The 20,933-nt window shown below is 72.2% G+C and carries 19 protein-coding genes; 15 read left to right on the top strand and 4 right to left on the bottom strand.

Translation table 11 applies throughout. From position 1 onward, the window contains the following. Position 1 precedes the first annotated feature (1 nt). On the bottom strand, positions 2–796 hold the full coding sequence (locus ACLJOU_RS41920; RefSeq protein ID WP_410574841.1) for an MlaE family ABC transporter permease: 795 nt from the start codon (positions 794–796) through the stop codon (positions 2–4). 349 nt (positions 797–1,145) lie between these two features. Continuing rightward, positions 1,146–2,138, bottom strand: a complete 993-nt coding sequence (locus ACLJOU_RS41915; protein ID WP_410574840.1) for an LLM class flavin-dependent oxidoreductase — start codon at positions 2,136–2,138, stop codon at positions 1,146–1,148. Positions 2,139–2,298: 160 nt separating this feature from the next. On the opposite strand from ACLJOU_RS41915, the gene ACLJOU_RS41910 reads away from it, so the two are divergent. After that, positions 2,299–6,090, top strand: coding sequence for a hypothetical protein (locus tag ACLJOU_RS41910; RefSeq protein ID WP_410574903.1), 3,792 nt, complete (start codon positions 2,299–2,301; stop codon positions 6,088–6,090). Between the two features lie 230 nt (positions 6,091–6,320). On the opposite strand, the gene ACLJOU_RS41905 is transcribed toward ACLJOU_RS41910, so the two are convergent. Continuing rightward, positions 6,321–8,435 (bottom strand): HelD family protein, encoded by a 2,115-nt coding sequence (locus ACLJOU_RS41905; protein WP_410574839.1) that lies wholly within the window; start codon positions 8,433–8,435, stop codon positions 6,321–6,323. Positions 8,436–8,559: 124 nt separating this feature from the next. Here ACLJOU_RS41905 and rsmD point away from each other — a divergent pair, with 124 nt between their 5' ends. From rsmD to ACLJOU_RS41845, 12 genes are all read left to right on the top strand, one after another. Then, entirely contained in the window at positions 8,560–9,120 is a 561-nt protein-coding gene (rsmD, locus tag ACLJOU_RS41900; RefSeq protein WP_410574838.1) for a 16S rRNA (guanine(966)-N(2))-methyltransferase RsmD, read from the top strand. 43 nt (positions 9,121–9,163) lie between these two features. Further along, positions 9,164–9,649: a pantetheine-phosphate adenylyltransferase gene (gene coaD / locus ACLJOU_RS41895; protein ID WP_410574837.1), complete on the top strand. Its 486-nt coding sequence runs from the start codon at positions 9,164–9,166 to the stop codon at positions 9,647–9,649. Positions 9,650–9,870: 221 nt separating this feature from the next. Next, positions 9,871–10,599, top strand: coding sequence for a DivIVA domain-containing protein (locus ACLJOU_RS41890; RefSeq protein ID WP_410574836.1), 729 nt, complete (start codon positions 9,871–9,873; stop codon positions 10,597–10,599). 291 nt (positions 10,600–10,890) lie between these two features. Continuing rightward, entirely contained in the window at positions 10,891–11,484 is a 594-nt protein-coding gene (locus ACLJOU_RS41885; protein WP_410574835.1) for a YceD family protein, read from the top strand. Between the two features lie 80 nt (positions 11,485–11,564). Next, complete coding sequence (gene rpmF, locus ACLJOU_RS41880; RefSeq protein WP_003090635.1) at positions 11,565–11,747, top strand: 50S ribosomal protein L32; 183 nt, start codon at positions 11,565–11,567, stop codon at positions 11,745–11,747. A gap of 13 nt (positions 11,748–11,760) precedes the next feature. After that, positions 11,761–12,510, top strand: a complete 750-nt coding sequence (gene rnc / locus ACLJOU_RS41875; RefSeq protein ID WP_410574834.1) for a ribonuclease III — start codon at positions 11,761–11,763, stop codon at positions 12,508–12,510. A gap of 90 nt (positions 12,511–12,600) precedes the next feature. After that, complete coding sequence (locus ACLJOU_RS41870; protein WP_410574833.1) at positions 12,601–13,956, top strand: polysaccharide lyase 6 family protein; 1,356 nt, start codon at positions 12,601–12,603, stop codon at positions 13,954–13,956. A gap of 30 nt (positions 13,957–13,986) precedes the next feature. Then, positions 13,987–14,856 (top strand): bifunctional DNA-formamidopyrimidine glycosylase/DNA-(apurinic or apyrimidinic site) lyase, encoded by an 870-nt coding sequence (gene mutM / locus ACLJOU_RS41865; protein WP_410574832.1) that lies wholly within the window; start codon positions 13,987–13,989, stop codon positions 14,854–14,856. A 58-nt stretch (positions 14,857–14,914) separates the two neighbouring features. Beyond that, complete coding sequence (locus ACLJOU_RS41860; RefSeq protein ID WP_410574831.1) at positions 14,915–15,346, top strand: helix-turn-helix domain-containing protein; 432 nt, start codon at positions 14,915–14,917, stop codon at positions 15,344–15,346. Positions 15,347–15,552: 206 nt separating this feature from the next. Then, positions 15,553–16,137 (top strand): hypothetical protein, encoded by a 585-nt coding sequence (locus ACLJOU_RS41855; RefSeq protein ID WP_410574830.1) that lies wholly within the window; start codon positions 15,553–15,555, stop codon positions 16,135–16,137. After that, positions 16,134–17,417, top strand: a complete 1,284-nt coding sequence (locus tag ACLJOU_RS41850; protein WP_410574829.1) for an MAB_1171c family putative transporter — start codon at positions 16,134–16,136, stop codon at positions 17,415–17,417. Before ACLJOU_RS41855 ends, ACLJOU_RS41850 begins: the two co-directional genes overlap by 4 nt. A 113-nt stretch (positions 17,418–17,530) precedes the next feature. Beyond that, entirely contained in the window at positions 17,531–18,364 is an 834-nt protein-coding gene (locus tag ACLJOU_RS41845) for a MerR family transcriptional regulator (RefSeq protein ID WP_410574828.1), read from the top strand. A gap of 39 nt (positions 18,365–18,403) precedes the next feature. Here the strand turns inward: ACLJOU_RS41845 and ACLJOU_RS41840 are convergent, their stop codons facing one another. Next, positions 18,404–19,306, bottom strand: coding sequence for an SMP-30/gluconolactonase/LRE family protein (locus ACLJOU_RS41840; protein WP_410574827.1), 903 nt, complete (start codon positions 19,304–19,306; stop codon positions 18,404–18,406). Positions 19,307–19,384: 78 nt separating this feature from the next. On the opposite strand from ACLJOU_RS41840, the gene ACLJOU_RS41835 reads away from it, so the two are divergent. Both ACLJOU_RS41835 and ACLJOU_RS41830 read left to right on the top strand, forming a co-directional pair. Continuing rightward, positions 19,385–19,708, top strand: coding sequence for a PadR family transcriptional regulator (locus ACLJOU_RS41835; RefSeq protein ID WP_086843254.1), 324 nt, complete (start codon positions 19,385–19,387; stop codon positions 19,706–19,708). Continuing rightward, on the top strand, positions 19,705–20,904 hold the full coding sequence (locus ACLJOU_RS41830; RefSeq protein ID WP_410574826.1) for a DUF1700 domain-containing protein: 1,200 nt from the start codon (positions 19,705–19,707) through the stop codon (positions 20,902–20,904). The genes ACLJOU_RS41835 and ACLJOU_RS41830 overlap by 4 nt, the downstream gene beginning before the upstream one ends. Positions 20,905–20,933 lie beyond the last annotated feature (29 nt).

The raw sequence follows: 20,933 nt of genomic DNA, 5'->3' as shown, positions 1-20,933 counted from the left end.
TTCAGCTCCCCTTGGGCGGCACGAGTTGCAGGTAGACGGTGGTGAGGACCAGGTTCAGCACGAACAGCAGCAGGAACGTGATGACCACGGACTGGTTGACCGCGTCGCCGACACCCTTGGGGCCACCACGCGGGTTGAGCCCGCGGTAGGAGGCCACGACCCCGGCGACGAACCCGAAGATGACCGCCTTGATCTCGCTGATCCACAGGTCGGGCAGCTGGGCCAGTGCGGAGAAACTCGCCAGGTAGGCGCCCGGGGTGCCGTGCTGCATGATCACGTTGAAGAAGTAGCCGCCGAGCACGCCGACGACGCTGACCATGCCGTTGAGGAACACCGCGACGCCCATCGCGGCGAGCACCCGCGGCACGATGAGCCGCTGCACCGGCGAAACGCCGAGGACCTCCATGGCGTCGATCTCTTCGCGGATCGTGCGAGAGCCGAGATCAGCGCACATCGCGCTGCCGCCGGCGCCGGCGATGAGCAGCGCGGTGACGATCGGGCTGGCCTGCTGGATGATCGCGAGCACGCTCGCCGCGCCGGTGAACGACTGGGCGCCGATCTGCGTGGTCAGCGAGCCGATGTGCAGCGCGATCACCGCGCCGAACGGGATCGAGACCAGCGCCGTCGGCAGGATCGACACGCTCGCGATGAACCAGAACTGCTGGATCAGCTCCCGCACCTGGAACGGGCGGCGGAAGGTCAGCCGGACGACGTCGAGGCCGAGCCCGTAGAGCCGCCCGGTCTGCCGCAGTGCGGCCGCCCCCGGGAACGACGCCGTCGTCGTCCGTTCGGCCATTCGTGTGCCTCCAGCGGTTTCGGCGGCACGACGAATACGCCCGAGATGACCAAAGGGAAATGGTCCGAATGGGTCAACGAATTCCGGCCATTCACGGTCTCGGGGGCACCGTGCCGTTTCCTACTGGTCGGTACGCTAACGACGGCCTTGCTGGGAGACAAGAACTTGAGCAGGATCACGGGGTCACGGGCTGGTAACCGGGCGGTTTCTTGTCCGGCGCTGACAAACGGACCCGATCTTGTTGTCAGCGGAGGAAAAGAAATCGCCGTCCGAGTGGCGGCGCGGGCCGGTGCCTACACATTCGGCGTAACCGGAACGGACGGCGGGTGCCGTCCGTTCCGGGGCCGGGTCAGGACTTGAGGGCGGCGATGAGCTCGTAGGAGCGGACGCGGTCGGCGTGGCCGTGGACCATCGTGGTGATCATCAGCTCGTCCGCGCCGGTGTCGGCCAGGAGCTGCTCGAGTCCCTTGTGGACGGTTTCCGGCGAGCCGACGATGCTGGAACCGAAGCGCTCGGCCAGGAACGCGCGGTCCATCTCGGTGTACGGGTACGCCGCGGCCTCTTCCGGCGTCGGCAGCGCGATCGGGCGCCCGCGGCGGAGGCTGAGGAAGGTCAGGCCGGACGGGCCGGCCAGGAACCGGGCGCGCTCGTCGGTTTCGGCGGCGACCACCGACACCCCGAGCATGACGTACGGCTCGTCGAGCACCCCGGGCCGGAAGTTCTCGCGGTACAGCTGCACGGCCGGGATGGTGTTCTCGGTGGCGAAGTGGTGCGCGAAGGAGAACGGCAGCCCGAGCCGGCCGGCGAGCTGCGCGCTGAAGCCGCTCGAGCCGAGCAGCCAGATCGGGGGCTGGTTGCCCTCGGCCACCGCCGCGTTGACGCCGCGGGCCTCCGAATGGGTGAAGTAGCCGATCAGTTCCTGCAGGTGCTCCGGGAAGTTCTCCGCGGACAGCCCGCCCGGCCCGCGCAGGGCGAGCGCGGTGCGCTGGTCGGTGCCGGGCGCGCGGCCGATGCCCAGGTCGATCCGGCCGGGGTGGAACGCCTCCAGGGTGCCGAACTGCTCGGCGACGACCAGCGGCGCGTGGTTGGGCAGCATGACCCCGCCCGACCCGACGCGGATGCGCTCGGTGGCGTCGGCGACGTGCCCGATCAGCACGGCGGTGGCGGAGCTGGCGATGCCGGGCATGTTGTGGTGCTCGGCCAGCCAGTAGCGGTGGTAGCCCAGCCGTTCCGCGGCGCGGGCGAGGTCCAGGGTGTTGCGCAGCGTCTCCCCGATGCTGGTCCCCTCCGACACGGGGGACAGGTCGAGCACGGACAGCGGCACGTCAGGCAGTGAGCTCACAACCGGGGTCAACGCCCCGGTGCCCCGGTTGCTTCCCGCTCCCCGGTGACGATCTTCACGCCGGTGTCGGCAAACGGCCCCGGAGCGGCCCGCGATGGGGATACGGTGGATGAACCCGAAAAGAAATCCAGGAGGACGGGTGCCGCGTCCGGAGCGACCTTTGGACCCCGGAGACGACCTGCTGACCGAATTCGCGGCCGATCTCCGCCGATTGCGCGAGAGCGCCGGGAATCCGACCTACCGCGAACTGGGCCGGCGGGCGCACTACTCGGCCGGGACGCTCTCCGAAGCCGCCGGCGGGCGGAAACTCCCCAGCCTGGCCGTCACCCTGGCCTACGTGCGGGCCTGCGGGGGAGCACCGGCGGAATGGGAGGAACGCTGGCACGCCGTCGCCGGCGAGGCCCGCCGGGAGGGTGCCGGTCCACCGGCCGAGCCGGATTCCGGGGAGATTCCGCCGTACGTCGGGTTGGCCGCTTTCGGCGCCGCCGACTCGGGACGATTCTTCGGACGGGAGCGGCTGGTCGAAAAGCTCGTCGACCGGCTCGCGGGACAACGATTTCTCGCTGTTCTCGGCGCGTCCGGTTCGGGGAAGTCGTCCCTGTTGCGCGCCGGGCTGCTGCCGTCGGTGAAGGGGCCCGTGGTCCTGCTCACCCCGGGGGCCCGGCCGCTGCAGGAGTGCGCGGTCAAGTTCGCCGCCGCCCTCGGCGTCGCGCCCGGCGCCCTGCTCGACGACTTCGCCGCGCACCCGCGCAACCTCGGGCTCGCCGCCCGTCAGCTGTGCGACGGGGACGAAGAGGACCTCGTGCTGGTCGTCGACCAGTTCGAGGAGGTCTTCACGCTCTGCCAGGACGACCAGGAGCGGGCCCGCTTCCTCGACGCGCTCGTCACCGCGACCACCGAACCGGGCAGCCGCACCCGGGTCGTCCTCGGCATCCGCACCGACTTCTACACCCACTGCGCGCGGCACCCCGAGCTCGCCGAGGCCATGCAGGACGCGCAGGTCCTGGTCGGCCCGATGACGACCGAGGAGCTCCGGCAGGCGATCTCGCGGCCCGCCGTCGACACCGGGTACCGCGTCGAGACGGCCCTGGTCTCCCGGCTCGTCGCCGACGCCACCGGCCGTCCCGGCGTGCTGCCGCTGCTTTCGCACGCGCTGCTGGAGACCTGGCGGCGGCGCCGCGGCACCACGCTGACCCTCGCCGGCTACGAGTCGACCGGCGGCATCGAGCGGGCCATCGCGCAGACGTCCGAAGCCACCTTCGCGAAGCTCTCCCCGCGTCAGCAGCGGCTGGCGCGACAGGTCTTCCTCCGCATGACCGCGCTCGGCGAAGGCACCGAAGACACCAAGCGGCGCATCGGCCGCGCCGAGCTCGACACCGACTCCGACACCGAATCCGGCACCGACCCCGACACCGCCGCTGTCCTCGGCGAGCTGGCCGCGGCCCGGCTGGTCACCCTCGACGACACCGGCATCGAGATCACCCACGAAGCCCTCATCCGCGGCTGGCCGCGGTTGCGCGAGTGGCTGACCGAAGACCGCGAAGGCCTGCGCGTCCACCGGCAGCTCACCGAGGCGACCGACGCCTGGGAATCCGTCGGCGAGGACCCCGGCTGGCTCTACCGCGGCACCCGGCTGGCCATCGCCCGGGAGTGGGCCGCGCGCCAGGACGCGGCGCTGTCGCGGCGCGAACGGCGGTTCCTCGACGCCAGTCTCGCCGTCGAGCACGCCGAGCGCGAACGCGACCGCCGCCGCACCCGGCGCCTGCACCAGCTGGTGGCCCTGCTCGCGGTGCTGCTCGTCGTCGCCGTGGCGGCCACCGCCTACGCCGTGTACGCCGAGACCACGGCCACCGAGCAGCGCAACGACGCCCTCGCCCAGAAGGTCGCCGGCCAGGCGCTCGCCATGCGGGCCACCAACCCCGCGCTGGCCGCGCAGCTCGCGCTCGCCGCGTACCGGCTCGATCCGGGGGCCGAGGAGCGCAGCGGCCTGCTCGGCATGTTCGGCTCGCCGTACGCGACGCGGCTGACCGGGCACACCGGCCGGGTCAACACCGTCGCCCTCCGCCCGGACGGGCAGGTCCTCGCCACGGCCAGCTGGGACGGCACCGCCCGGCTCTGGGACGTCCACGACCCGCACCACCCGCGGCCGCTGGGCGTGCTCGCCGGGCACGAAGGCAACGTGAACAACGTCGCCTTCGCCGCCGACGGCCGGACTGCCGCCACCGCCGGCTTCGACGGCACCGTCCGCGTCTGGGACGTCTCCGACCCGGTGCGCCCGGGGCCCGGCACGATCATCGAGCGGCACGCGGGCAAGGCCTACGCCGTCGCCTTCAGCCCGGCGGCGCCGCTGCTGGCGACCGCCGACGTCCGGGGGACGATCCGGCTCTACGACACCACCGACGCCGGGCACCCGCGGCCTGCGGGGGAGCTGACCGGGCACACCTCTTACGTCAACAACCTCGCCTTCAGCGGCGACGGACGGCTGCTCGCCTCCGCGTCGGCCGACAAGACCGCGCGCCTCTGGGACGTCGCTTCACGGCGTGAGCTCGGCGTCGTGGCCGGGCACACCGACGTCGTGCACTCGGTCGCCTTCAGCTCCGCCGGGCCGGTGCTGGCCACGGCGAGCCAGGACCAGACCGCGCGGCTGTGGGACATCGCCGATCCCGCGCACCCGGCCCCGCTGGCGGCGCTCACCACGCACAAGGCGATCGTGCGGTCGGTGGCCTTCGCCGCCGACGGGCGCACGCTCGCGACGACCGGCTTCGACCGCACGGCCCGGCTGTGGGACGTCACCGACCCGAAGCAGCCGCGCGAGCTGCCGTCCCTGCCCGGACACACCGGTGCGGTCGTCTCCGCGGTGTTCACCCGCGACGGCCGCGCCCTGGCCACGGCCAGCGACGACCAGTCCGCCCGGCTCTGGGACCTGCCCGCCCCCGGCATCCCCGCGCACACGGCCCAGGCGTGCCACGCCGCCTTCGGCCGCGGGGGCGGGCTGCTGGTCTCCGGCGGCTACGACGGGACCGTCGGGCTGTACGACGTCACCGTCCCGCGCGCGCCGCGGGCGCTGGCCACGATCGGCGGGTTCGGCGACGCGGTCTGCGGCGTCGCCGTCAGCCCGGACGGCCGGACGCTGGCCACCGGCAGCTGGGACCACACGATGACGCTGCGGGACATCACCGACCCGGCCCGCCCGGGACCGCCGGTGGTGTTCAACCGGCTCCACGACGACGTCGACGCGGTCGCCTTCAGCCCGGACGGCCGCCTGCTCGCCACGGCCGGCGACGGCCACACCGCGCGCCTCTGGGACCTGGCCGACCGCCTGCGGCCGGTGGAGATCGCGCAGCTGAAGGGGCACGCGGACGACGTCCACGCGATCGCCTTCAGCCCCGACGGCCGGACGCTCGCCACCGCGGGCTGGGACCACACCGCGCGGCTGTGGGACATCTCGGTGCCCCGGGCCCCGCGCCCGCTCGCGAAGCTGACCGGGCACACCGACACGATCTTCTCGGTCGCCTACAGCCCGGACGGCAGGCACCTCGCGACCGGGAGCGCCGATCGCACGGTGCGCCTGTGGGACGTCGCGGACCCGGCGCACGTGCCGCCCGCGGCGGTGCTGGACGGCCACGCGGACGTGGTGATGTCGGTGTCCTTCGGCGCCGGCGGCCGGACGCTGGCGTCCGGCAGCTACGACCGCACGATCCGGCTGTGGGACGTCGCCACGGCGGCGCCGTACGCGGTCCTGCCCGAGCAACGCGACCGCGTGTACGTCGCACAGTTCGCCCCCGACGGCCACACATTGGCGGGCGCGGGCGGGGACGGCACGGTGCGCTTCTGGGAAGCCGACCCGGACCGGGCGGCCGACCGGATCTGCGCGGCGGTGTCACCCCGGATCACCGAAGCCGAGTGGCGCGAGAGCTTCCCGGACCTGGACTACACCCCGCCGTGCCGCTGACCAGTGTTCGGGGTTGTTCGGCGTTGTTGTTCGGTGCGCGAGCGCGGACACCGAACAACGCGGATGGGCTAGACATGCCGGTGGACGAGCTCGTCCCTGCGACGTTCACTTCACCGGGGGTCTGAAGGGCTCCTTCGAGGGCACGGGAACCCCGCCTCCCGCTCCGCGAAGGGGCCCTTCAGCGTGTCTCCGGTCAACCGCGCACCGAAGGCCACATCGGGGCGCTCGGGTCAGGCCGCCGGGATCCAGTCGGGATCCGAGGCGAGCACGATCAGCTGCTGCGTCGCGCGGGTCAGGGCCACGTACAGCACCCGGCGGCCCGTCGTCGACTCGCTGATCAGGTCGACCGGCTCCACCAGGACCACCGCGTCGTACTCCAGGCCCTTCGAATCGAGGCTGCCGACGACCTTCAGCCGCTCGTCGGCCTGGCCCGACAGCCAGCCCTCGACCTCCGGCACCCGGTCCATCGCCGTGATGACGCCGACCGTGCCCTCGACCGCGCCCAGCAGCTCCTTCACCGCCGCCTGCGTCGCCGACGCCAGCCCGGCCGCCTCGATCGGGCGGACCTCCGGCTCGATCCCGGTGCGCCGGACCGCCGCCGGCAGCTCGCCGGGCTCCGCGTGCCCGGCGACCACCTTCGCGGCCAGGTCGAAGATCTCCGCCGAGTTCCGGTAGTTCGTGCGCAGCGTGTACCGGCGCCGGGCCGTCTTGACGCCGAACGCCTGGTCGCGCGCCGAAGCCGCCTCCGCCGGGTCCGGCCAGGAGCTCTGCACCGGGTCGCCGACCACCGTCCAGCTCGCGTACTTGCCGCGCCGGCCCACCATCCGCCACTGCATCGGCGACAGGTCCTGCGACTCGTCGACGACCACGTGCGAGTACTCGTCGTAGTGCTCCGGCCGCGTGGGCGCCCCGCCCGAACGCTCCGGTTCGACCTCGATCACCTGGCGCCGCTTGCGCTTCGGCGGCGGCCCGACCAGCACGCGCAGCTCGTCCAGCAGCGCCACGTCCGCGATCGACCAGCCCCGCGACCGGTCCGCGAAGTCCGCGGCCAGCATCGAGATCTCCTGCCGGTTCAGGATGCCCTTCGCCGACGAAGCCAGCCGCTTCTCCTCGCCCAGCCACTTGAGGATCTGCGCCGGGTACAGCACCGGCCACCAGACGACGAGGAAGCGGTGGAAGTCGATCCGCTCGCCCAGGTCGGTGATCAGCTCGGCGCGGTCGAACGGCCTGCCGTCGTCCTTCGCGTGCTGCTCGGCCTTCGCCGCGAGCGCGTCCAGCAGCAGCTCGGCCGCCCGGATGCGCGACCGGTTCGGCGGCGCACCCTGCGTGTGGGCCTTGCGGCGGACCTTCTCCAGCTCGCGCGCGCTCAGCTTGAGCACCTCGCCGCGGTAGACGATCCGCATCTCCTCCGGCGCCTCCGGCGGCGTGTCGCGCAACGCCCGCAGCAGCACCTTCCGCATCCGCAGCGACCCCTTGACCGCGGCCAGCGGGGCCGCGTCCTGCCGCGTCGCCTCCAGGCCGTCGAGGACTTCGCCGAGCGCGCGCAGCTCGACGTTCGTCTCCCCCATCGAGGGGAGGACCCGCGAGATGTAGCTGGTGAACACCCCGGAAGGCCCGATCACGAGCACCCCGGCCCCGCCCAGCTGACGCCGGTAGCGGTACAGCAGGTAGGCGGCGCGGTGCAGCGCGACGGCGGTCTTGCCGGTGCCCGGCCCGCCGGTGATCTCGGTGACCCCGCGCCACGGCGCCCGGATGACCTCGTCCTGCTCCTTCTGGATGGTCGCGACGATGTCGCGCATCTTCTCGCCGCGCGAACGCCCCAGCGCGGCCATCAGCGCGCCTTCGCCGACGATCTGCATGTCCTCGGGCACGGCGTCGGCGATCAGGACGTCGTCGTCGACGTCGAGGACGTTCTGGCCCGAGCAGCGGATCACCCGCCGCCGCACGACGTCCATCGGTTCCTCGGCGGTGGCCTGGTAGAACGCCGCCGCGGCGGGCGCGCGCCAGTCGGTGACGAGGTTGTCGAACTCGGCGTCGCGGATGCCGAGCCTGCCGACGTAGGTCCGTTCTCCCTCGCGGTCGTCGAGCCGGCCGAAGACGAGGCCCTCGTACTCGGCGTCGAGCGTCTGCAGCGTCTGGTTGGCGTGGTGGACCATCATGTCGCGCTCGAACAGCATCGACGCCTGCTCGAAGATCGCCTCGCGCTGCGCCCCCTGGCCGATCTCGTAGCCCTTCGTGCGCATCGCCTCGGCCTGGGCCTTCAGTTCGTCCAGACGGGTGTACACGCGATCGACGTGGGCTTGCTCGATGGCGATCTCGGCCCGTCTGACCCGAGGTTCGGACACGCATGGCTCCTTGACAGCTTTGGGATCGCCTCCGAGGGCGAAGAACGACTCTACGCGGTGGTTCCGGCCGGGACACCAATGTCCCGCTCATCCACGCCGGGTGTCGTCCCCCCACAATCGGGGGGTGACCAGGATCGTGGCCGGGACGGCGGGCGGACGGCGGCTGAAGGTGCCCCCGAAGGGCACCCGGCCGACGTCGGAACGCGTGCGGGAAGCGCTGTTCAACGCCCTCGAGACGGCGGGCGAGCTGGACGGCGCCCGCGTCCTGGACCTCTACGCCGGGTCCGGCGCGCTCGGCCTGGAAGCCCTCTCCCGCGGCGCGGCGGACGCGCTGTTCGTGGAGTCCGACCGGCGCGCGGTGGAGGTGCTGCGCGGCAACGTCGCGGCCCTGGGCCTGGGCGGCACGGTCCGGGCCGGGCAGGTGGAAGCGGTGGTCGCGGCCCCCGCGCCGGCCGCGTTCGACCTCGTGCTCGCCGACCCGCCGTACGCGGTGGACGCGGCGGCGCTCGGGTCCGTCCTGGCGGCGCTGGCCGCGGGCGGCTGGCTGACGGCGTCGGCACTGGTGGTGCTCGAGCGCGCGGCCCGCGACGGCGAGCCGGACTGGCCGCCGGGCTTCGTGCCGACCCGCGCCAAGAAGTACGGCGACACCGCCGTCCACTGGGCGGAGTACACGGCTGTGGCGTGAGCCACGCGGCGGAAACCGGGTCCGGCACGGTAGCGTCCGCGCCATGCGGCGTGCGGTCTGTCCCGGTTCCTACGATCCGGCCACCAACGGCCACCTCGACATCATCGAACGGGCCAGCGTGCTGTTCGACGAGGTCGTCGTCGCGGTGGGGGTGAACCGGTCGAAGAAGGGGCTCTTCGAGATTTCCGAACGGCTCGACATGCTCCGCGAGATCACCGCGAAACTGCCGAACGTGCGGGTCGACTCGTGGGAGGGCCTGCTGGTCGACTACTGCCGCGAGAACGACATCGCAGCGGTCGCCAAGGGCCTGCGCTCGGTCAGCGACTTCGACTACGAGCTGCAGATGGCGCAGATGAACCGCGAGCTCACCGGCGTCGAGACGCTGCTGATGGCGAACAACCCGGCGTACGGCTTCGTGTCCAGCTCGCTGGTCAAGGAGGTCGCCGCGCTCGGCGGGGACATCGAGCACCTCGTGCCGCCGGTCGTCTACGAGCGGCTCTCGGAGAAGTTCCCCAAGCTGGGGCGCTGACCCGCCACCGGGTCCACATCGGACGCCGGGCTGTCCGCTTCTGACGATCACCCATCGGAGTTACGGTCCGAAACGACGACTGCCGATCGCGCGTGGCTGCCGTTCTGTTCGCGCTGTCGGCGACGCTGTTCGCCGGGGGACACGCCCGGCGCCGGTGGCGTTCACCGCTTCGGCGCCCGATGCGGGCAGACTGGGCACAGCGACAGGGGATTGGAGTTGCCGTGTACCGGGTTTTCGAGGCGCTCGACGAGCTCGTCACCATCGTCGAGGAGGCGCGCGGCGTCCCGATGACGGCCAGCTGCGTCGTGCCCCGGGGAGACGTGCTCGAACTGCTCGACGACGTCCGCGACGCGCTGCCCGCGGAGATCGACGACGCCCAGGACGTCCTCGACAAGCGCGACGACCTGATCCACGCCGCCCGCAAGGAGGCGGGCGAGACGGTGGCGGGCGCGAACGCCGAGGCCGAGCGCACGATCGCCGACGCGACGGAGGAGGCGGAGCGCATCCTCGCCGACGCCCGCGCCCGCGCGGAGCAGATGCTCGCCGACGCCCACGACCAGGCGGACCGCACGGTCGCGGCGGGCCAGGCGGAGTACCAGAACCTCACGGACCGCTCCCGCGCGGAGTCCGAGCGCATGATCCAGGCCGGCCGCGACGCCTACGACCGCGCCATCGAGGACGGCCGGGCCGAGCAGGCCCGCCTGGTGGCGCAGACGGAGGTCGTCCAGGCGGCGCACGCGGAGTCGGCGCGCATCGTCGACGAGGCCCACGCGGAGGCCGACCGCCAGCGCGCGGACTGCGACGCGTACGTGGACGGCAAGCTGGCGGAGTTCTCGGAGCTGCTGGCGACGACGCTGCGAACGGTCGATTCGGGGCGCAACCACCTGCGATCCCCGGCGAACCTGCCCAGTTCCAGCGGGCGGCCCACGCTGTACGACTACCAGGTGTGACGAGCTTCTCAACCTTGCCCCGGCCTGGTCGTGGCTCTGGTCCGCGGCCGGGATCCGGGCGTTCGCGCGAGTTGTCCACAGCCCGGCGAAGATGGGGACAGTGGGGCCCTCACCTGCGGCTTTCCCGGATTTCGTCGGGTGCTCCCGGGTAGACTGGACCGGGGACCGGCCCCCTGGGAGGGCGGGCGCGCGTGGGGTGCTTCCCGGCCGCGTCCTCCGCGGTGCACCGCCGCCCCACCCGCGCGGGTGCCAGCTCAAAAGAGGTGGCGACCGGTGCGTACCCTGGACGGGATGTCCGAGAACAAGACCCCCCAGCTCGACGACCGCAGCCCGTGGGTGATCGACACCCGTGAGCTCGGCCGTCACGCCGGCCTCAGCCGCGCCGTCCGGCGCAGCGTGCCGGTGGAGACGCCGCTCGGCGTCCCCGATGTCATCACCATCGAAGCCGGCTCGGAGCTGGAACTCGATCTGCTCCTCGAGTCCGTCGTCGAAGGCGTGCTCGTCAGCGGCACCGCGAAAGCCACCGCCACGGGCACCTGCGCCCGCTGCCTCGACCCGCTGACCGAAGAGGTCGAGGTCGAGGTCCAGGAGCTGTTCGCGTACCCGGGGTCGGCCACCGAGGAGACCACGGACGAGGACGAGATCCCCCGGTTGATCGACGACCGGATCGACCTCGAACCCATCGTCCGCGACGCCGTCGTGCTGGCCCTGCCGCTGGCACCGCTGTGCACGGAAGACTGCGCCGGGCTCTGCATCGAGTGCGGCGTCAAGTGGGCCGATCTCGAGCCCGGACACGGGCATGAGAAGATAGACCCTCGGTGGGCCGCACTGGTCGAGCGCTTCGACGAGAACGCGGGCGAAAAGCCTGCGCAAGGGCCCAGCTGAGCAAGCCTGACGAGCGTCCAGCTCGTTCCGGAGGAAAGTTCGCTCGCACCGCGAGCAGACCGTCATAAGGAGATCTACTCGTGGCCGTCCCGAAGCGGAAGATGTCGCGATCCAACACGCGCTCCCGCCGCAGCCAGTGGAAGGCGGCTCCGGTGCAGCTGGTGCCCTGCTCCAACCGCGCCTGCAAGCAGCCGAAGCTCCAGCACGTCGCGTGCCCGTCGTGCGGCCAGCACAACGGCCGCCAGGTCGTCGAGCCCGCCTGATCGGACAGCCGACATGGGGGGCAAGACGCCCGGGGGACCCGCAGCCGATCCGGCGCCGTTGCTCGAAGCGCTCGGGGTCACTCTCGACCCCGAGCTGCTCCGGCTGTCGCTGACCCACCGTTCGTACGCGTACGAAAACGGGGGGCTGCCGCCGAACGAGCGGCTGGAGTTCCTCGGTGACGCCGTGCTCAGCGTCGTCGTCACCGATCACCTGTACAACACACACCCCGACCTGCCCGAGGGTCAGCTCGCGAAGCTCCGCGCCAGCGTGGTCAACATGCACGCCCTGGCGCGGGTGGCGCGCGGGCTCGGCGAGGGCGGGCTCGGGGCGCACCTGCTGCTCGGCAAGGGCGAAGAGCTCACCGGCGGCCGGGACAAGGCGAGCATCCTCGCCGACGGCCTGGAAGCCGTCATCGGCGCCGTGTACCTCGAGCACGGCATCGAGATCGCGCGCAAGCTCGTGCACCACCTCTTCGACGCCCTGCTCGCCGAGGCGCCGCTGCGGGGGGCCGGGCTCGACTGGAAGACGAGCCTGCAGGAGCTGACCGCTTCGGCCGGCCTCGGCGTGCCCGAGTACAAGGTCGAGGACACCGGGCCGGACCACCGCAAGGAGTTCACGGCCACGGTGCTGATCGCCGGCCGCGCACTGGGCCACGGCACGGGGTCGACGAAGAAGGAAGCCGAGCAGAAGGCCGCCGAGACGGCCTGGCGTTCGCTGTCCGCCGAACTCGAGGCGCAGAAGCCGGCCGAACCGGAGTCCTGATCAGCGGGAACCCCCGTTGACGGCGCCGCCCTCCTCTCCGTAGCTTGGCGATCATCCGCCGCGCTCGTACTCGATGGAGAGGTAGGGCGGATGCGTCTGTTCTTCGTACCCTTGATCGCCGCGGCACTCGTCGTCGTACCCGGTCCGGCGGCCTCCGCCGCGCAGATCCGCGTCACTTCGCTCGCGGCGCTGCAGTCCGCGATGGACAAGGCGAACCCCGGTGACACGATCGCCCTGGCCGACGGGACCTACTCGGCGGGCTCGACGCTGACGATCAAGCGGTCCGGCACCGGCTCGGCGCCCGTGACCATCGCCGCCGAGCACACGGGACAAGCCACCATCACCGGCTCGAAGACGTTCGCCTTCGCCGGCGGCGTCTCGAACGTGGTGCTGCGCGGGTTCAGGTTCCGGGGCAGCGCGCCCCTGTCCGTCCCCGCCGGCGCGCCGGGCAACCGCCTGAGCCGCAACGACTTCCAGCTCGCGACCGACGGGAACTGGGTCACGGTCAGCGGCGACGACACGGTCGTCGACCGCAACGTCTTCCAGAACCGCACCACCCAGGGCGTGTTCCTGCAGGTCCTCGGGCCGTCCGGCGCCATGGCCGAACGCGTCCACGTGCACCACAACTACTTCTTCAACCACCGGTTCACCGGTTCGAACGGCGGCGAGTCCCTCCGGCTCGGGCTGAGCGACCGCCAGTCGTACTCCGCGAACGCGCTGATCGAGAACAACCTGTTCGAGAAGGCCGACGGCGACAGCGAGGCGATCTCCGTCAAGTCGTCCGACAACGTGGTGCGGTACAACACGATCCGGGACAGCCGGGGCTACCTCGTGCTGCGCCACGGCAACCGCAGCACCGTCGAGGGCAACGTCCTGTTCGGCTCCGGCATCCGGTTCCACGGCAACGACCACCGGATCGTGAACAACTACGTGGCGAACTCCGGTGACCGCGCGATCGTCTTCGGCTCCGGTGACGAAGCCGACAGCGGCCCGACGAGCAAGCTGCACGACCGGCCGGACCGCGTGACCGTCGCGTACAACACGGTGCTGGGCAGTTCCCCGGTGATCGACGGCGACGGCGGGGACTTCAAGCCGAAGGACTGCGTCGTCGCGGACAACATCGTCAAGGGCACCTCGGGCACGCTGGTCACCCTGCCGGGCGGATCGGTCGTGAAGTACGAGGGCAACATCACCTTCGGTGCCGCGGCGGGGATTCCGTCGCGCACCGTCGACCCGAAGCTGGTCAAGGACGCCGCCGGGCTCTACCGGCTCGCGGCCGGCAGCCCGGCGATCGGCACGGGGGTGGGGTCCTACCCGTACGCCGCGAAGGACTTCGACCTGCAGGCCCGCACCGGCACCTTCGACGTCGGCGCCGACGAATACTTCGCGTCGGGGACGACCCGGGTTCCGCTGACGAAGGCCGACGTCGGGCCGACCGCTCCCTGAATTGTCGTACCCCCCGGGCACAATGGCCGTATGCCCGAACTCCCCGAGGTCGAAGTCGTCCGCCTGGGCCTGCAGGCGCACGTCGCGGGGCGGACCATCCGCGAGGCGGAGGTCCTGCACCCGCGCGCCATCCGCCGGCACGCCCTGGGCGCGGAGGACTTCACGCAGCGGCTCGCCGGCACCCGCGTCGAGGCCGCCCGGCGCCGCGGCAAGTACCTGTGGCTGGAGCTGTCCGACAAGGAGGCGCTGCTCGCCCACCTGGGCATGAGCGGGCAGATGCTCGTCCAGCCGGAGGGCGCGCCGGACGAGAAGCACCTGCGGGTGCGGCTGCGCTTCGACGACGACGGGCCGGAGCTGCGCTTCGTCGACCAGCGGACGTTCGGCGGCCTGGCGCTGGACGACCTCAGCGGCAACGGCAGCGACGTGCTGCTCCCGGACACGATCGCGCACATCGCGCGCGACCCGATGGACCCGGAGTTCGACCTCGACACGGCGGTGCGCGCGCTGCGGTCGCGCCGCACCGAGGTCAAGCGGGCGCTGCTCGACCAGACGCTGGTCTCGGGCATCGGCAACATCTACGCGGACGAAGCGTTGTGGCGGGCCCGCCTGCACGGCGCGCGGCCGACCGAAAAGCTGACCATGGCGAAGGGGCGCGAGCTGCTGTCCGCGGCGTCGGACGTGATGCACGCGGCCCTGGGGGCGGGCGGGACGTCGTTCGACGCGCTGTACGTCAACGTCAACGGGCAGTCGGGCTACTTCGACCGGTCGCTGGACGCCTACGGCCAGGAGGGGAAGCCGTGCCATCGCTGCGGCACGGCGATCCGGCGGGAGCCGTTCATGAACCGTTCGTCGTTCTCGTGCCCGCGGTGCCAGCCGCGGCCGAGGGCGAACTCGGGTTGATTAAACGTGTTCCCCTTTCAGCTAGGATGAATACGCCTGGTAGCTGAGGGAGTGCATCGTGGTCAACGAGCCCGGAAAGTCGACGCTGGCCGACAAGATCGACCGGCTGTTCCACGTGGTCCGCAGGCCCGATCGGGAGCCGTACAGCAACGAAGAGGTCGCCAAGGCCTGCCGCGAGGCCACGGGCGAGAGCTTTTCGACGACGTACCTGTGGCAGCTGCGCACGGGCCGCCGCGACAACCCGACCAAGCGGCACCTCGAGGCGCTGGCGCAGTTCTTCGGGGTGCCCCCGGCGTACTTCTTCGACGACGAGCAGAGCCGCAAGATCGCCGAAGAGCTGGCCCTGCTGGGCGCCCTGCGCGACGCCGGGGTGCGGGACCTGGCGCTGCGCGCGGTGACGCTGTCTTCGGACGGCCTGGACACGATCAGCGACATGATCGACGCGATCGCCCGGAGAGAGGCCGGCCGCGGCGCCAAGAAGGAGAGCTGAGGGGTGGCGCCCCGGCGGTGACGGCGGGTGGGCGGCCGGAGCGCGGGTTTCCGGTGCCCGGTGCGGCTCGCCGCCGGGACCGGAAGTGGCCCGGGTCCGTGCGCGGCCGTCGTTTTCGCGTTTTTCGACCCCGTGCGTAACCCCGCAAGATCCGCCGCGTTGAACCCGCCGAAGCCGTTCGGGCGGTGTGGTGAGGGGGACCTGAAGTGGCGCGACCATCGTGGCGGTGGCGGCGGCCTGCCCGCTCGCTCTGGCAGCGGGCCCGTCAGGTGGCCGACGGCGTCAGCCTGCCCGAACCGTTCGACGCCGAAGCCTTCGTCGCGGGACTGGCCGCCGAGCGCGGGCGGCCCATCGAACTGATGCCCGTCAGCGCTCCCGAAGGCGCGCCCTGCGGGCTGCTGATGAGCACCGAACGCGCCGACTACATCCTCTACCCGACCAACACGACCGCCCTGCACCGGCGGCACATCCTGCTGCACGAGGTCGGGCACCTGGTGTGCGGTCACGTCGGCGCGGACGCGGGCGCCGACGGCATCGCGATCGACGCCGCTATCGACGCTGCCATCGACGCCACCGCCGGACGGCAGCTCATGCCGAACCTCTCGCCCGAACTCGTCCGGCGCGTGCTCGGCCGCACGACCTACTCCGAGGTCGAGGAGCGCGAAGCCGAACTCGTCGCGAGCCTGCTCGCGCAGCGCGTCGTCCGGCCCGCGGAGCCGCGCGGACCCGCGCCGGACGTCCCGGACGGCGTGCGGCGCTTCGATTCCCTGTTCGGCCCGCGCACGCCGTGATCGAGTCGCTCGCCTACTACCTCTGCCTCGCGGGGTTCGCCGGGTTCGGCTACAAGCTGGTCGAAGCGCGCCACAGCCAGCCGGCGCGCACGATGTGGTTCCTCGCCGGGTTCGGCATCTGCATCGCCACCGGCATCGTCGTGCTGACCCCGGCGATGTCGGCCCTCGCCGGCCCGGGCCCGGTGGCCGAGTGGGTGCTGAGCCTGGCCGGCGACGAGCTGAAGCTGGGGGCGATCGGGTTCGCCGTCGCCTTCACGCAGTCGGTGTGGCGCGGCGAAGGCGCGCGGCTCGCGCCGCACGCGCTGTTCACCGGAGTGACCATGGCGGTGCTCGCGGTCTGCTTCGCGCTTTCGCAGCCGCGGCGCGTGGGCGACGAGACGGTGTTTTCCGGTGCCGGCCTGCCCTTCGCCCTGGGCGACAAGGTGGTGTTCCTGGCCTACAGCCTGGTCAGCCTCGGCCTGCTGTTCGCGGTGTTCGTCCGCAGCGCGTGGCACGCGGAGCCGGGGCCGCTGCGGGCCGGGCTGTGGCTGCTGGTCGTCGGCGTCGGCGCGGCGGCGGCGTGGACGTTCTGGGACGTCGACGACGTCGTGCAGCTCGCGCGGACGGCGCGGATCGGCGCCCGCGAGGACCTCCCGTCGTCGGTGCTGGCGGCGGTGACGATCGGGTTCGTCGCGGCCGGCGCGACGCTCAGCGCGTGGGCGCCGGCGGTGACATCGGTGCTCGGCCGGGTCCGCGCGTACCGGGCGTACCGCCGCATCGAGCCGCTGTGGACGGCGTTGCGCACGGCGGTCCCGGGCATCGCACTGGACCCGGGCCGCGAACTGGCGGGCGGCGCGGAGTTCGCGCTGTACCGCCGGGTGATCGAGATCCGCGACGGCCACCTGGCCCTGCGAGCCCACTTCGACCCGGACCTCCCGGCCCGGGCGGAGGCGGCGGCCCGCCGGGCGGGAGTCCGCGAGGCGGAGGTGGCGGCCACGGTGGAGGCGGTGACCCTGGCGGCGGCGATCGAGGCGGGCCGCGCGGGCCGCCGTTTCGACCGCGAGCCGGACGCACCGGCGGAACCGGACACCGAAGCGCACATGGCAGCGGACATGGCAGGGGACACAGCAGGGGACATGGCAGGGGACATGGCAGGGGACACAGCAGGGGACATGGCAGGGGACATGGGAGGGGACACGGAAGCGGACGTGGCCGCGGAGGCCGCCTGGCTGGTCCAGGTGAGCCGGGCCTGGCAACGCCGCGCCACGCTGGTGGAGCACGCGAAGGCGCCCCTCGGCTAGAGCCGGTGCCGAAACCGGTGGGGCGGCCGGAAAACCGAGCGTGTTGACCTTCACCCTCGGGGAAGCCGCAGAGTGGTCGGGACCGGGCACCCGCCCGGGACGAGGAGCCCCCCATGCACCTGGTCAGTATCGGCGAATTTTCGCGGCTGTCACGGCTGTCGCCCAAGGCACTGCGGCTGTACGGCGAACTCGGCCTGCTCGTGCCGGCCCGGGTGGACGCGGACACCGGCTACCGCTGGTACGCCACCACGCAGCTGGAGCAGGCGCGCGTGGTGGCCTCGCTGCGCCGGGCCGGTGTGCCGCTGGCCCGGATCAGGGCCATCCTGGCCCGGGATCCGGCTTCGGCCGCCGCGGAGATCCGCGCGTACTGGGCCGAGGCCGAAGCCGAGCACGCCGCCCAGCGCGTGCTGGTCGGGCGCCTCGTCGATCACCTTCACGGTAAGGAGGAGCCCGCCATGTACGAGGTCACCGTCCGCGACATCCCCGAGCGAAAGCTGCTGAGCGTGGTCAGCAGGGTGAGCCAGGACGAGTTCGAATCGATGACACGGGAGCTGTTCATCCACCGGTTGCGCCGGGGCGGCGTTCCGCGGGTCGAGGGGGTGGCCGGTGCGCCGTTCATGGTCTACCACGGGGAGGTGAGCGGGGACAGCGACGGCCCGGTCGAGTGGTGCTGGCCCGTCCCCGACGACCGGGCCGCCGAGATCGCGGCCGGGTTCCCCGACCTGACCCTGCGCACCGAACCCGCGCACCAGGAGGCGTTCGTCCGGCAGGAGACGCCGGGGCCGTGGGCCGGTGCGAACCAGGTGGAGGTCGCGGTCGGGGCGCTGTTCGCGTGGGCCTCGCGGCAGCACCGGCAGCCGGCCGGCGGCGTGCGCGGCGTGCTGGTCCCGGACCCCGCCCACCGGGGCACCGGGCCCTACGTCGAAGTCGCTCTGTCGCTGCGCTGACCCGTCGCTCGGCGCCGGTGGAACTCCGGCGCCGAGCCGTCAGCGCGGGTAGCGCGCGCCGTTCACCGTCACCCGCAGCGTGTACAGCGAGCTCGATGCCGTGATGAACAGCTCGTTCCCCCGGGCGCCGCCGAACGTGAAGTTCGAGCAGATCTCCGGGATCCGGAGCTTCCCGATCCGGGTCCCGTCGGGGGCGAAACAATGCAGGCCGTCGTGGGCCGCCGCCCAGACCCGGCCTTCGCCGTCCACCCGGACGCCGTCGAAGCCGCCGCTGTCGCTCGTGGCGAAGATCTTGCCGCCCGTCAGCCTGCCGTCCGGGCCGACGCCGAACTCCCTGATGTGGCTGGGGTCCTGGCGCGTGTCCGCGATGTACAACCGCGATTCGTCCGCCGAGAACGCCAGCCCGTTCGGCCGCTCGAAGTCGTCCGCGACGATCTCCACCGTGCCGTCCGGGGCCGCCCGGTACACGTGGCACGCGCCGATCTCGCTCTCCGCGCGGTAGCCCTCGTAGTCGCTGTCGATGCCGTAACTCGGGTCGGTGAACCAGATCGAGCCGTCCGAATGCTCGACGACGTCGTTCGGGCTGTTGAGCCGCTTGCCGCGGTACGCCGACGCCAGCACGGTGATCGAGCCGTCGTGCTCGGTGCGGGTCACCCGGCGAGGGCCCTGCTCGCAGCTGATCAGCCGTCCGTGGCGATCGACCGTGTGGCCGTTCGCGTACCCGGACGGCTGACGGAAGACGCCGACCCGGCCGGTCGTCTCGTCCCAGCGCAGCGTGCGGTCGTTCGGGATGTCGCTGAACACCAGGTAGCGGCCGGCCGGGAAGTACGCCGGGCCCTCCGCCCAGCGGCAGCCGGTGTGCAGGCGCTGCATCCACTCGTCGCCGTTGACGGGCCGGAACCGCTCGTCCAGCAGCTGGAAGTCCGTCTTGACCAAGTCCATCGCCCCAGCATGGCCCTCCGCCGTGCGCACTACTGTGCAATGCGTGGTACCTTTCCAAGCGTAAGACTGGAGGGTGCAGTGGAGATCAGTCAGCTGCTCAAGGGCGTGCTCGATCTCGCCGTCCTCGCGGTGCTCCGCGAAGAAGACGGCTACGGGTACGACGTCCTGAGGAGACTCCGGGCCGCCGGCCTGGACGAGGTGGGGGACGCGTCGGTGTACGGGACGTTGCGCAGGCTCTACAAGGCCGGCCTGCTGACCTCGTACGTGGTCCCGAGCGAAGAGGGACCCCATCGCAAGTACTACAGCCTGAACGAGCCGGGCCGGGCCCGGCTGGCGGAGTCGGGCAAGACCTGGCAGAGCTTCGCTTCGACGATGAACGTGCTTTTGGGAGAGGCAGCATGAGCGACAAGCCGACCGCCGTGCGGGTGTATCTGGCGCGGGTCCGGACCGCGCTCGCCGACCTGCCCGCGAGCGAGGTCGAAGAGATCCTCGAGGACGTCCGCCCGCACCTGGCGGAGCTCGAAGCCGAGCTGGGGGAGGGCGCCCGCGTCGAGGCCCTGATCGAACGGCTCGGCACGCCGGAGAGCTACGCCGCCGAACTGCGCGCGTCCGGCGGGTACCCGCCGCCGGCGGAGGGCGCGACGCAGGTGCTCGCGACGGCCGCGCCGAGCCTCGTGCGGCCGCGGATCGCGTGGTGGGGCCTGGTGCTCTGCGCGCTGGCCCTGGCGCTGCTCGCGTTCGGGGCCGCCGTTTCCGTGCGGGCCGGCGTCCTGGTGGGCCTGCTGCCGTTCGTGCCGGTGTTCCTCGTCAGCGTGGCGCTGCTGCTGAGCGGCGGGGTCGAGCCGGTCTTGGCGCTGCCGGAAGTGGCGTGGCTGCGCACCACCATGGCCAAGGGCCGCGAGCAGGAGGACGCCGGCAAGTTCCTGCGCTACCTCGGCTCGCTCAAGCCGGCGTGGTGGGTGCTGTGCGCGGTCACGCTGGTCTGCTTCGGCCTGGTGCTCATGCTGCGGCAGCGCAGCGCGGTGGTGCTGCTGCCGTTCCTGCTCCTGGCGGCCGTCGCGGCCGTGTGGGCCGGGCCGCGGCTGCGCGCCGACCGGCGGCTGCTGTGGGTGGCCGTGCCGGTCTCGGCGTTCGTCATCGGCGGCGCGCTGGGCGGCTTCGGCGCCGCGATCGACCTGTTCGCGCGCGGCACGTCTCCGGCCCCGCGGACGTACTACCCGTCTTCGGCCGACAACTACGGCAACGACCAGCTCACCTACGGCGGCCGCGAGGTGGACAACGTCTACGCCTTCGACGCCGACGGCAAGCCGCTGACCGAGGTCTACCTCTACGACGAAGAGGGCAGGCCGATCACGGTCACCCGCTACGGCTGCGAGCGGGCGAGCGGCAGCCGCCAGAAGATCGGGCAGGACAACCGGTTCCCGCGGCCGAAGATCGAGGAGGGCGTCACCGACGACCAGGGCAACTTCAACGGCTACAACGGCTACCGCGGGGCGTGCCGCGAGATCACGCAGGTGCCGTTCGGCGCCGCGATCCCGAAGGTGACCGTGCCGCCCACGGCCACCACGCCGCCCGCGCCACCGACGCCGACCAGGTAGGGGACGGGAGCGGTCGGGGCCGCTCCCGA

This window comes from Amycolatopsis sp. cmx-4-61 (assembly GCF_046548775.1).
Lineage (GTDB): Bacteria > Actinomycetota > Actinomycetes > Mycobacteriales > Pseudonocardiaceae > Amycolatopsis.
The sequence above is the reverse complement of the archived record's forward strand: the minus strand, read 5'-3'. Positions and strand labels throughout refer to the sequence as shown.